12 protein-coding genes are annotated in these 12,163 nt (G+C 71.0%); 9 read left to right on the top strand and 3 right to left on the bottom strand.

Translation table 11 applies throughout. The annotated features are described in order from the left end of the window. The first annotated feature begins 6 nt into the window (after positions 1 to 6). The 6 genes from ribH (at position 7) to STRBO_RS0116540 (ending at position 4,905) form a co-directional block, all read left to right on the top strand. The gene (gene ribH, locus STRBO_RS0116515) at positions 7 to 492 is read left to right on the top strand and encodes a 6,7-dimethyl-8-ribityllumazine synthase (protein WP_005485548.1); all 486 of its coding nucleotides are present in this window, start codon (positions 7 to 9) and stop codon (positions 490 to 492) included. Positions 493 to 526: 34 nt separating this feature from the next. After that, a complete protein-coding gene (locus tag STRBO_RS0116520) occupies positions 527 to 799 on the top strand; it encodes a phosphoribosyl-ATP diphosphatase (RefSeq protein WP_020114474.1) in 273 nt (90 codons plus the stop codon). Between the two features lie 48 nt (positions 800 to 847). Then, on the top strand, positions 848 to 1,711 hold the full coding sequence (hisG, locus tag STRBO_RS0116525) for an ATP phosphoribosyltransferase (protein ID WP_005485552.1): 864 nt from the start codon (positions 848 to 850) through the stop codon (positions 1,709 to 1,711). 19 nt (positions 1,712 to 1,730) lie between these two features. Further along, positions 1,731 to 2,195: a PH domain-containing protein gene (locus tag STRBO_RS0116530; RefSeq protein WP_005485554.1), complete on the top strand. Its 465-nt coding sequence runs from the start codon at positions 1,731 to 1,733 to the stop codon at positions 2,193 to 2,195. 281 nt (positions 2,196 to 2,476) lie between these two features. Further along, positions 2,477 to 3,820 (top strand): hemolysin family protein, encoded by a 1,344-nt coding sequence (locus STRBO_RS0116535; protein ID WP_005485555.1) that lies wholly within the window; start codon positions 2,477 to 2,479, stop codon positions 3,818 to 3,820. Further along, complete coding sequence (locus STRBO_RS0116540) at positions 3,817 to 4,905, top strand: hemolysin family protein (RefSeq protein WP_005485557.1); 1,089 nt, start codon at positions 3,817 to 3,819, stop codon at positions 4,903 to 4,905. The genes STRBO_RS0116535 and STRBO_RS0116540 overlap by 4 nt, the downstream gene beginning before the upstream one ends. Positions 4,906 to 5,000: 95 nt before the next feature. On the opposite strand, the gene STRBO_RS0116545 is transcribed toward STRBO_RS0116540, so the two are convergent. Both STRBO_RS0116545 and STRBO_RS0116550 read right to left on the bottom strand, forming a co-directional pair. Further along, the gene (locus STRBO_RS0116545; protein WP_020114475.1) at positions 5,001 to 6,875 is read right to left on the bottom strand and encodes an AAA family ATPase; all 1,875 of its coding nucleotides are present in this window, start codon (positions 6,873 to 6,875) and stop codon (positions 5,001 to 5,003) included. Between the two features lie 434 nt (positions 6,876 to 7,309). Further along, entirely contained in the window at positions 7,310 to 7,963 is a 654-nt protein-coding gene (locus tag STRBO_RS0116550) for a uridine kinase family protein (protein WP_028796689.1), read from the bottom strand. A gap of 172 nt (positions 7,964 to 8,135) precedes the next feature. Between STRBO_RS0116550 and STRBO_RS0116555 the strand changes: the two genes are divergently transcribed. From STRBO_RS0116555 to STRBO_RS0116565, 3 genes are all read left to right on the top strand, one after another. Then, positions 8,136 to 9,521 (top strand): peptidase C39 family protein, encoded by a 1,386-nt coding sequence (locus tag STRBO_RS0116555; RefSeq protein WP_020114476.1) that lies wholly within the window; start codon positions 8,136 to 8,138, stop codon positions 9,519 to 9,521. Positions 9,522 to 9,741: 220 nt separating this feature from the next. Then, entirely contained in the window at positions 9,742 to 9,888 is a 147-nt protein-coding gene (locus STRBO_RS42840) for an SCO1431 family membrane protein (RefSeq protein ID WP_005485564.1), read from the top strand. Positions 9,889 to 9,992: 104 nt separating this feature from the next. Further along, positions 9,993 to 10,652, top strand: coding sequence for a TetR/AcrR family transcriptional regulator (locus tag STRBO_RS0116565; RefSeq protein WP_028796690.1), 660 nt, complete (start codon positions 9,993 to 9,995; stop codon positions 10,650 to 10,652). Positions 10,653 to 10,730: 78 nt separating this feature from the next. Here STRBO_RS0116565 and STRBO_RS0116570 read toward each other — a convergent pair whose 3' ends face one another. Further along, on the bottom strand, positions 10,731 to 11,978 hold the full coding sequence (locus STRBO_RS0116570; protein ID WP_005485566.1) for a glycoside hydrolase family 18 protein: 1,248 nt from the start codon (positions 11,976 to 11,978) through the stop codon (positions 10,731 to 10,733). Positions 11,979 to 12,163 lie beyond the last annotated feature (185 nt).

The following is a 12,163-nucleotide window of genomic DNA, read 5'->3' on the forward strand; positions in this document are numbered from 1 at the left end:
AGCAACGTGAGCGGCAAGGGCGCACCCGAACTGTCCGTACGCAACTGCGGCGACCTGCGCGTCGCGGTCATCGCGGCCCAATGGCACGAGAAGGTGATGGACGGCCTCGTCGAAGGCGCCCTGCGCGCCCTGCACGACCTGGGCATCGACGAGCCGACCCTGCTGCGGGTCCCCGGCAGCTGGGAACTCCCGGTCGTCGCCAAGGTCCTCGCGGGCCGCGGCTACGACGCCATCGTGGCCCTCGGCGTCGTCATCCGCGGCGGCACCCCCCACTTCGAGTACGTGTGCCAGGGCGTCACCCAGGGCCTCACCCAGGTCTCCGTCGACACCGGCGTCCCCGTCGGCATGGGCGTGCTGACCTGCGACACCGAGGAGCAGGCCCTGGACCGCGCCGGTATCGAGGGCTCGAACGAGGACAAGGGCCACGAGGCGGTGACGGCGGCGGTGGCGACCGCGGCCACCCTCCGCTCAGTATCTGAACCCTGGCGCTGAGGCGGGGCCGGTTGCGCGTAGGGTGAGGCTCACCATGTCCAAGAAGACGTTCGAGGAGCTGTTCACCGAGCTCCAGCACAAGGCCGCCACCGGCGACCCCGCCACTTCCCGCACCGCAGAGCTGGTCGACAAGGGCGTCCATGCCATCGGCAAGAAGGTCGTCGAAGAGGCCGCCGAGGTCTGGATGGCCGCCGAGTACGAGGGCAAGGAAGCGGCCGCCGAGGAGATCTCGCAGCTGCTGTACCACGTCCAGGTGATGATGGTCGCCCGCGGCATCTCCCTGGACGACGTGTACGCCCACCTCTGAACCGCACCGCACGCATCCCCTACCGAACGAACGAAGGAAGCTCGCCTCATGCTGCGCATCGCCGTCCCCAACAAGGGTTCCCTGTCCGGACCTGCGGGGGAGATGCTGCATGAGGCCGGCTACCAGCAGCGCCGGGAGTCCAAGGAGCTGCGGATCGTCGACCCGGTCAACGAGGTGGAGTTCTTCTACCTCCGCCCCCGCGACATCGCGATCTACGTCTCCTCCGGCCGCCTCGACATCGGCATCACCGGCCGGGACCTGCTCATCGACTCCGGCGCCAACGCCGAGGAGATCCTCCCGCTCGGCTTCGCCCGCTCCACCTTCCGCTTCGCCTCCAAGCCGGGAACGGCGAACGGCGTCGAGGACCTCAAGGGCAAGACGGTCGCCACCTCCTACGAGGGCATCGTCGCCGGGCACCTCGCGGACAACGGCATCGACGCCTCCGTGGTCCACCTCGACGGAGCAGTCGAGACCGCCATCGAACTGGGCGTCGCCGAGGTCATCGCCGACGTCGTCGAGACCGGCACCTCCCTGCGCAACGCGGGCCTCGAGGTGTTCGGTGAGCCGATCATGAAGTCCGAGGCCGTCGTCATCCGCCGCGTCGGCGCCGACACGTCCGCGGAGTCGGAGAACGAGCCCAAGGTGCAGCAGTTCCTGCGCCGCCTCCAGGGCGTCCTCGTCGCCCGGACGTACGTGATGATGGACTACGACTGCCGCGTCGAGCAGCTGGAGAAGGCCGTCGCCCTCACACCGGGCCTGGAGTCCCCTACCGTCTCGCCGCTGCACAACGAGGGCTGGGTCGCCGTCCGCGCCATGGTCCCGGCCAAGGAGGCCCAGCGGATCATGGACGATCTGTACGACATCGGCGCGCGGGCCATCCTGACCACCGCCATCCACGCCTGCCGCCTCTGACGGCCGGGAGCCGCACGCCATGCCGGACCAGTCCGCCCTCCCCGCCCTGCCGGTCACTTTTCGGCCGGGCCGCACCCGCGCCGTGCTGCTGTCGGCCGCGGGCGCGATCTTCGTGGTCATCACGGTGGTCGCGCTGCTGCTGCCGACGCTCGGCCCCGGGGAGCGGCTCAGTTTCGTCTTCACGGCGGCCATGCTCGCCGGGGTGCTGGGTGTGCTCTCCCGGCCCCGGGTGGTCGCCGACGAATCCGGTGTGACCGTCGTCAACATCGCCGGGCGGCGGCACCTGGGCTGGGCGGAGATCGTGCAGGTGAACCTGCGGGTCGGCGACCCCTGGGTCTTCCTCGACCTCACCGACGGCACCAGCCTGCCCGCGCTCGGCATCCAGCCGGGCATCGCCAAGAAGCGCGCCATCGAGGACGCCCGGACGCTCCGGGCGCTGGTCGAGGCCCGGTCGGTCACCGAGCCGGAGCAGCGTCAGGACTGACCCTGCTCAGCCACCGGGGCGCGACGCTTGCGCACATCGGGGACGGCCCGGAGCAGGACCGGAGCAAGATCTGGGCCGACTCAGGGCCGCCGCCCCTGCCGCAGTGGCCCCTGTCTTGATTAATCTGTTGGCGGAGGCGTTTTCGTCGCGCCTCCGCCTCTGCCGTTCCGCCCCCGGAAGGCAGGGGCTCCCTGCTAGTTCGAGGAGTGACTCCTTCCAGCGATGGACGGATCGTCCTGTAGTACCTGCGTCGCCCCCTCCAGGCCCATCGAGGCGGCGGCATGATCATCCCCCTGTTGCTCCTCGGAGCCGCGTTCCTGCTGATCCTCGCCAACGGCTTCTTCGTGGCCGCCGAGTTCGGCCTCGTGACGGTCGAGCGGGCGGAGGCCGAGAAGGCCGCTGCCGAGGGTGACCGCCGGGCCCACAAGGTGGTGGACGCGCTCAAGGAGCTGTCGTTCCAGCTCTCCGGCACCCAGCTCGGCATCACCATCACCTCCCTCGTCGTCGGCATGCTCGCCGAACCGGCGCTCGCGGAGATACTCCACGGCCCCTTCACCGCCCTCGGCATACCCGAAGGCGCGGTCTCCGGGATCGCCGTGGTCGTCGGCATGCTGCTGGCCTCCGCCGTGCAGATGGTGATCGGCGAGCTGGTGCCCAAGAACTGGGCGGTGTCGAAGCCGATGCAGGTCGCCCGTTTCGTCGCGGGCCCCCAGTACGTCTTCTCCCGCCTCTTCCGCCCGGTCATCGCCGCGCTCAACGCGGTCGCCAACCGTCTGGTCCGCGCCTTCGGCGTCGAACCCACCGACGAGCTGGCCTCCGCCCGCACCCCCGGCGAACTGGTCTCCCTCGCCCGGCACTCGGCCCAGGCCGGCGCGCTGGAACAGGACACGGCCGACCTCTTCGTCCGCACCCTCTCCCTGGGCGAGCTGACCGCGGAGAACGTGATGACGCCGCGCGTGAAGGTCAGCGCCCTGCAGTCGTCGGCCACCGCCGAGGACGTGGTCAACCTGACCCGGGCCACCGGCCTCTCCCGCTTCCCCGTCTACCGGGAGCGGATCGACGAGATCGTCGGCATGGCCCACCTCAAGGACGCCCTCGCGATCCCGGCCCACGAACGGCTGCACACCCTGGTCGGGCGTATCGCGAAGGCCCCGCTGCTGGTCCCGGAGTCGCTTCCGGTGCAGCCGCTCCTGGCCCGGCTGCGCAGCGAGCAGCCCATCGCCGTCGTCGTCGACGAGTACGGCGGCACGGCCGGGGTGGTGACCCTGGAGGACATCGTCGAGGAACTGGTCGGCGAGGTCCGCGACGAGCACGACGGGCACGAGCGGCCCGAACTCGCCGCCGCCCCGCCCGAGGACGGCCGCCTCGCCTGGGACGCCGACGGCAGCTGCCGGGTCGACGCGCTCCAGCGCATCGGCCTCGACGTCCCGGAGGGCCCCTACGAGACGGTCGCCGGCCTGGTCGCCGACCTCCTCGGCCGTATCCCCGCGCCGGGCGACAAGGCCGAGCTGCCCGGCTGGCGGCTCGCGGTGCGGCAGGTCGGGCACTACCGGGCGGAGCGCGTACGCCTGGTGCGCACCGCCCCCGCCACGGACTCCGCCCCACTCGCGGAGGCGGCCCGATGAGCATGCTCCAACTCCTGTTCGCCCTGCTCCTCGTGCTCGCCAACGGCTTCTTCGTCGGCGCCGAGTTCGCCCTGGTCTCGGTCCGCCGCAGCCAGATCGAACCCCTCGGGACCACACGGGCCCGTCAGGTTCTCTACGGCCTGGAGAACCTGCCCCAGATGATGGCGGCGGCCCAGTTCGGCATCACCGTCTGCTCGCTGACGCTGGGCGCGGTGGCCGAGCCGACGGTGGCGCAGCTGCTGGAGCCCGTCTTCGAGGCGATCCGTCTGCCGCACGGCGTGATCCACCCCCTGGGCTATGTGATCGCCCTCGCCGCCGTCGTCTTCCTGCACCTGGTGATCGGCGAGATGCTGCCGAAGAACCTGGCGATGGCGGCGCCGGAGAAGACGGCGCTGTGGCTGAGCCCGGCGCTGGTGGCCTTCGCGAGGCTGTGCAAGCCGGTCACGATCGGTCTCGGCGCCGGTGCCCGCCTCGTGCTGAAGCTCTTCCACGTCGAGCCCAAGGACGAGGTCGAGGCGGTCTTCACCAGCGTCCAGCTGGTGCGGCTGGTGGAGGACTCCGGCCAGGCCGGGCTGCTCGACCCCGAGGAGCAGGAACGCCTGGAGGACGCGCTGGAGCTGGGCTCCCGCCCGGTGACGGACGTCCTGCTGAGGCGTGACTCCCTGGTGACGGTGGTTCCCTCGGTGACCCCGGCCGAGGTGGTCGCCCTGACCGCCCGCACCGGCTACTCCCGCTTCCCGGTGGTAGCCGAGAACGGCGCCTTCATGGGCCGCTACCTCCACGTCAAGGACGTCCTCGACCTGGAGGACTCCGACCGCGCCGTCCCCCAGCAGATCTGGCGCCCCATGACCACCCTCCGCGCGGAACTCCCGCTGGACGACGCGCTGACCGTCATGCGCCGGGCCGCCACCCACCTCGCCCAGGTGGCGGACTCCTCCGGCAAGGTGCTGGGTCTGGTCGCCCTGGAGGACGTCCTGGAACTCATCGTCGGCGAGGTCCGCGACCCGGCCCACCGCGAGGTGCACCCGGTCCGCCTGTCCGAACCAAGGGGCAGCGAGACCCCGGAGGAGGTCCTGGCGAGCTGACGACGCTGCCCCCGCGCCCCTGTCGCCTTTCAGGGGCGCGGGGGACTGCGTGAACGCGGCGGGGGCGAGATGAAATCCCCGGACCACCTCCCGCCTCACATCGCCGAAGCCTCCCCCGGCCCCCGCCCCGACAACACCTCTCCGTACGCCTGCATGAGATCCGGCAGCCGCAACGTCGACAGATCGTCCCGCGTGGGAATCGTCGGATACCCCGACAGCCGCAGATCCCGGTACGCACAGCTCTTCTCGTACAGCGTCCGCAGAAACCGCCCGTTCCCCAGCTCGTCGATCCACCCCTGATCGACGACATGCCCGGACACGGACCGCAGCTCGTCGAGCGCCTCCTCGTCCCACACGTCCCCGTTCTCCGCGGCGAGCACCTCCCCGATGGAGGTCAGCTCCAGCGGCCGGTAGGAGGGGAAGTCGACCCGGGTGGTGAACCGGGAGGAGAGCCCGGGGTTGGCGGCCAGCAGCCGGTCCATGCCCTCCGGATAGCCCGCCAGGATCACGACCAGATGGTCCCGGTTGTCCTCGGCCCGCTTCAGCAGCACCTGCAGCGCCTCGTCGCCGTACGCGTCGCCCTTCCCGTACCCGGAGTTGGACAGGGAGTACGCCTCGTCCACGAACAGCACGCCGCCGATCGCCGAGTCGATCAGCTCGTTGGCCTTCACGGCGGTCTGCCCGAGGTACTCGCCCACGAGGTCCGCGCGCTGCGCCTCCACGAGATGATCACCGCCCAGCAGGCCGAGCGCGTAGAAGACGCGGCCCAGTATTCGCGCCACGGTCGTCTTGCCCGTCCCGGACGGCCCCGAGAAGACGAAGTGCCGCTTCGGCGGCTGGACCGGCAGCCCCTGGCCCGCCCGCAGCCGCGCCATGTTCAGCTGCGCGGACAACGCTTTGACCTGCCGCTTCACCGGCTCCAGCCCGACCATCCGCTCCAGCTCCGCGAGCGCCTCCTCCAGCAGCTCCGGATCCGTCGGCCCGGCCGGCAGGGACACCGGCTGCACCGGCACCACGGACTTCTCCCGTACGAAGGTGTCGCCGGCCTCGGGCGGCAGCCCGCCCGGCGGCGGGAGCCCGGGATCGGAGACCTTGAGGTCCCGGCCCTCGGGGTCGAAGAACTGCTCCAGCCCGTCGCCGTCGAGGACGTCCTGTCCGATCCCGGCGAGCGCGATCGCCGCGAAGTCGCTCGCCTCGTCGTCGTACCCGTCGCCCTCGGCGATCGCCGCGAGCCGCGCGGAGGTGTCCATGAAGGCGGGGTCGACCCGGTGCACGGCCCGGTACAGCGGCAGCGCGGCCGCGCTGCGCCCCGTGCCCTCATGGGCACGCGCCAGCCAGTAGCGCAGCTCCTTGCGCTGCGGCTGCTCACTGCGGCAGCGCATCAGCGCGGCGGAGAGCAGCGGCTCGGCCTGTCCGTACGTCTCCATCCGCACCCGGGCCATACCGCCGAAGAGGCCCGCCTCGATGCCCAGCAGCGCATCGTCGAGCAGCGGGTCGGTGTGCCGGACCAACTGCTCCCAGTCCTTGACCAGATAGGCGCGGCAGGCGTGCAGGAAGCGCACCTGGTGGTCCGCGTCGACCGGCGGCAGTCCCGCCAGCGCCCGGTCCAGCTCGGGCACATGGCGTCCGTCCAGCCAGTGCGAGGCGTGCGCCAGCAGCAGATCGCGCGGGCTCTCCAGCACCGGCTGCACCCACCAGCCCAGCCAGTACCAGGAGTTGAGGGTGCGCCGGTGTCGCGAGCGCTGCTCCCCGAAGCGCTCCCGGTGCCGGAACATCCTCAGCAGCGCGGTCGTCGTGTCCACCCGCAGCGCGTGCAGCCCGAGCCAGCCGTCGGCCATCCCGGGATCCATCCGCACCGCGGCGCGGAACTCCTCCTCCGCCTGCGGATAGGCGCCCATCGTGTAGGCGTCCACGCCTCGCAGCCAGGCGAGGTCGGCCGGAGCCTCGGGGCCCCGCGAGCCGAAGTCCATCACGTCCCCCACAAACCGTGCCCCCGTTGGAAACCGAACGGGCCGGTGCCCGTCGGCAGCCTTCGTCGAACCGCTGTGCAGCGGACGGGAGTTGCGCCGGCGCGTTGCTGCAGCCGTCCGAAGGTCGCACCCTGGGCATCGTACCTGCGGGTCGGTCGCCCATCGAAGGGTGCCGCAGTGCTCGTCCGGCGAGGTGGGAGCGGACGGGGTGCGCCGCAGACGGTCACCGAGGGTGAAGGAATCGTGCCGCATGCCTTCCGGAAGGGCCGGAGGAGGGCAGAACGAAGCCCCCGATCACGGGGGAACAACCGGGGGCTTCGCGTAGATGGGCGGTTACTGATGACCGCACATTGAGAACGTAAGACCTGTACGGCCCCTCGGTCAAGCCGAGTTGGGGCACTCGGGGCACTTCTCGGACAGCCGCCTTCACAGGTTCAGCACATTGCGGATGGCCCGTCACCCTGAGTGAGTGAGGGCCTCGTTCCGGGAGTCGTCGCAGGTCCCGTCAGCACCTCGTAGCCCTTGTCTCCCGGCCGAATCAGCAGATCGGCGAACGGCCGAGAAGGGTCCTCGGCGAAGTGCCGGCGCTCCGCCCGGACCCAGCCGGCCCAGAACTCGCTCTGCTCCGCCCCGTCCCGCGCCCGCCCACGCGCCCAGGACATCTCTTCCGGCACCTCCATCCACACCAGCCCCGCCAGGTGCGGTCGCAGCGCACGCCGGCCCGCCCCCACCCCCTCGACGACGATCACGGGCGCGGGCGGTAGGACACGCGCGGGACCGAACGCGCGCGCACGCCAGTCGTACGGGGCGCAGCGCGCGCTCCGGCCGTGCCGGAACGGCTCGATCACCTGGTCGAGCAGACGGTCGGTCCAGGAGAACAGGTCCTCGTGCGTGGCGACGTCGTCGAGATGCAGCACCGGGGCGCCGCCGAGCGCGTCGGCCAGACGCCCGGCGAACGTGCTCTTCCCGGAGCCGGCGTGCCCGTCGACCCCGACCAGCCGGACCGGCCCGCAGGAGGGCGGCAGCCGTCGCAGCCGGGCGGCGACGGCGTCGATCGCGGGGTCCATGGGCCCGGGGGAGATGCGCATACCTGGATTGAACACCGTGCCGCGCGGCCCTGACCATGTCAGTGGTCCCGACCAATATTGGCGGGCGTGGCGAAGCGCGAGGTGCTGGCAGAAGCCGTCGCCCGCCGTCCATAGTGGGCGAACAGCCGTGCGTCTGACCTGTTCCTTCCGGATCACTGGGGGTCTCCCGCAGATGACGAGCCTTTCCGAGCCGTCCCGCAGAACCGTCCTGACCGCAGCCGTCACCGCCGCCGCAGCAGCGGCGGCCGGGGGTTCGACGGGGCAGGCGGTCGCCGACACCACGAGCGGCCGGGGTGAAGCCCTCGCCCACCTCGCGCCCGCACCGGATCGCCTCACGGACTACCACTCCTGGACCACCTACACCGACTGGCGCTCCGGCAGCCCCGGAGGCACCCGGGCCGAGGCGGGGGTGCGGCCGGGGCTGGTGATCGACGTGCCGCTCGGCACGGTCGACCACACCGACCCGCACACCGGGCGCACGGCCGCCTGGGAGTACGCGACCTGGACCTCCCCGGTCCACCGGCTCACCGTGCCCGCCACCGAGGTCATCGCGTCCTGGAACGCTCGCACCCCGGCCGGCACCTGGGTCCAGATCGAGCTGCGGGGCACGTACTCCGACGGCACGGACACGCCCTGGTACGTGCTGGGCCGGTGGGCGGCCGGCGACCAGGACATCAGGCGCACCTCCGTCGACGACCAGAAGGACGGCAGGAGCAGTGTCTGGACCGACACCCTCGCGATCGACGATCCGGCCACCGGCCTGCGCCTCGCCTCGTACCGGCTGCGTCTGACCCTGTACCGCACGCCCGGCACCCGGCTCACGCCCACGGTGTGGCGGCTCGGTGCGATGGGCTCCGACGTGCCCGACCGCTTCACCGTCCCGGCCTCCGTCCCCGGGATCGCGCGGGAGCTGAACGTCCCGCGCTACTCGCAGGAGACCCACAAGGGCCAGTACCCCGAGTACGACAACGGCGGTGAGGCCTGGTGCAGCCCCACCTCCTCGCAGATGATCATAGAGTTCTGGGGCCGCAAGCCCAGCGCCGCGGATCTGGCCTGGGTGAACCCGGCGTACGCAGACCCGCAGGTGTGCCACGCGGCGCGGTTCACCTTCGACTACCAGTACGAGGGCTGCGGCAACTGGCCCTTCAACGCCGCGTACGCCGCCACCTACAAGGACATGCAGGGCGTGGTGACCCGCCTGGACTCGCTCACCGACCTGGAGACGCTGATCGCGGCGGGCATCCCGGCGATCACCTCCCAGTCCTTCCTCGCGGCGGAGCTGACGGGCGCGGGCTACGGCACGGCCGGACACCTCATGACGGTCATCGGCTTCACCGCCGACGGCGATGTGGTCGCCAACGACCCGAACTCGCCGACCAACGAGGCGGTGCGCCGGGTCTACCGGCGCCGCGAGTGGGAAAACATCTGGCTGCGGACCAAGCGGTACAACGCCGCCGGCAAGATCGTCTCCGGCACCGGCGGCATCTGCTATCTGTACTTCCCGGCGCGGCCCACGGCCCGCCAGCGCGCGGCGCTCGCGGCGGTGGGCGTCTGCTGACACGGGCGGGCTGATCCGGATCCGGTGACGCGGCGCGGCTTCCGGGGAACCGGGGGTCGCGCCGTCCGTCTGCTCCGGGGGTCGCGCCGTTCGCCTGCCCACGCGTGTGACCAAGCTCTCGGCCGCGAACCGCCCATCCGGTGGCAAGGTGGACCGAAACGGCGGGCCCGCCGCACGCCGTACACCCGCCACCGCACGCCGATCACACCAGCGAGCTGCCATGACCGCGACCTCCGCCACCGCCAACCGTGTCCAGACCGGCACGGGCGGCCCCCGGGACGACGGCCCCAAGATCGTCGAACACCTCATGGGCTGGACCCTGGTCGTGGTGGTCGCGATGCTGGTGACGCAGCTGGGTCTGCTGTGACCTGATCCGCCGGCCGACTTCTGTCGATCGGAGTCGAACAAGCTGGTGGTGAGGGTCTGCCATACTGCGGTGTCCCGCTGCCAGTCGGAGACCAGGACCCGAAATTGAATAGTAGTCAACAGCTTGGTGTCGAACCGCCGCGGGCCCGCGGCACCGACCGTTCGGTGGCCCGCCGCGCCGAACTCCTCTCCATCGGGCGCAAGTTGTTCGCCGACACCTCGTACGACACGTTGTCGATGGACGACATCGCGCGGCAGGCGCATGTGGCCAAGGGGCTGATCTACTACTACTTCAAGTCCAAGCGCGGCTACTACCTCGCGATTGTCGAGGACTCCGTCGCCGATCTGATCACGTTCGCGGCGAGCGGCCTCGAACTGCCGCCCGTGGACCGGGTGCACCGGACCATCGAGGGCTATCTGCGCTACGCGGAGGAGAACCAGGCCGCCTACCGCACGATCGTCAGCGGCGGCGTCGGCTTCGACGCCCAGGTGCACGCCATCAGGGACGGTGTCCGCGAGGCGATGGTCGCCACCATCGCCGAGGGCGCGTACGGCAGGAGCGACATCGAACCGGTGGCCCGCATGGGCCTGTTCGGCTGGGTCTGCGCGGTCGAGGGCGCCACCCTCGACTGGATCGCCCGCCCCGAGCTGCCCCGCGACACCATGCGCGATCTGCTGGTCAGGATGCTGGGCGGATCGCTGCGCGCCATCGAGGAACTCGCCCCCGCCTACCGCACACCCGAGCCCGCCCGCCGCGACGCCTGAGCGCGTCGGCACCGCGGCAGGGCGCCCGGGGCGGGAGCCCACCGACCGGCCCCCGCCCCACATCACGTGCCCCGAGGGCTACTTGATCGCCTTGATCAGCTCACCGTCGGCGGTGTCGCCGCTCAGCTCCCAGAAGAAGGTGCCGCCCAGCCCCTGTGCGTTCTTGTAGGCCATCTTGCCCTTGATGGTGCGGGGGGTGTCGTAACTCCACCAGTCGTCACCGCACTTGGCGTACGCGGTCCCCCCGACGGTCCCGTTGGCCGGGCAGGTCGCCTTCAGTACCTTGTAGTCCTCGTAACCGGCCTCGTACGTGCCCGCCGCCGGGCCGGTGGCGGTGCCGCCGGGTGCCGACCGCGTGACCCCGGTCCAGCCCCGCCCGTAGAAGCCGATGCCGAGCAGCAGCTTGGACGGCGGGATGCCGAGCCCCTTGAGCTTCTTGATGGTCGCGGCGGTGTTGAACGCCTTGTCGGCGATGCCGGGGTACGGGTACAGCGGGGAGTGCGGGGCGGTGGTCGCGTCCCAGGAACCGAAGTAGTCGTACGTCATCGGGTTGTACCAGTCGACGTACTTCGCGGCGCCCGCGTAGTCCGCCGCGTCGATCTTTCCGCCGCTCTTGGCGTCGGCCGTGATCGCCGCGGTGACCAGCTCCTTCTTGCCGAATCGTTTGCGCAGCGCCGCCATCACGTCCTCGAAGGCCTCCGAGCCGCTGGTGTCGCAGGTGAGACCGCAGGCGTTGGGGTACTCCCAGTCGATGTCGATGCCGTCGAAGACGTCCTTCCACCGGGAGTTCTCGACGAGGTCGTAGCAGGAGTTCGCGAAGGCGGCCGGGTCCTTCGCCGCCTCGCCGAAGCCGCCGGACCAGGTCCAGCCGCCGAAGGACCAGACGATTTTGAGGTTCGGGTGCAGCTTCTTCAGCTTGCGCAGCTGGTTGAAGTTGCCGCTCAGCGACTGGTCCGCGCCGTCGGCGACGCCGTCCACGGACTCCTCGGCGGTGAACGGCTTGTCGGTGTCCGCCCAGGGGTCACCGATCGCGCACTTGCCGTCGACGACGTTGCCGAAGGCGTAGTTGATGTGGGTGAGCTTCTTCGCCGAGCCGGACGTCTCGATGTTCTTGACGTAGTACTGGCGGCCGTAGATGCCCCAGTCGATGAAGTAGCCGACGACCTTCGAACCGGACGCGCCGGGCGCTTGGGTTCCGGCGGCCGGCTTCGCGGGCGTGGCGGTCGCGGTGCCCGCTCCGACGAGGAGCCCGGCGCCGAGCGTGGCGCAACACGTGGCGGCGACAAGTGTCCTGACGGGGAGGCGGGAGGTGTGCGGTCTGAGCATCGTGACTCCGGGGGAGGGGAGCGTGGCGCGGGAGGGTGCTGCCTGGACCTGCTGTGCCGATCGGCGTGGGCGCGGTGGCCGCACCGCTGGGGGAGAACGTAGAGGACTAGACCACTGGGGTCAATGGTTCGGACCAATACCGCCCCGGCGTGGCGGGCACTCGAATGTGTCCCAATGAACGCTCG

The organism is Streptomyces bottropensis ATCC 25435, assembly GCF_000383595.1.
In the GTDB taxonomy this organism is placed as follows: Bacteria; Actinomycetota; Actinomycetes; order Streptomycetales; family Streptomycetaceae; genus Streptomyces; species Streptomyces bottropensis.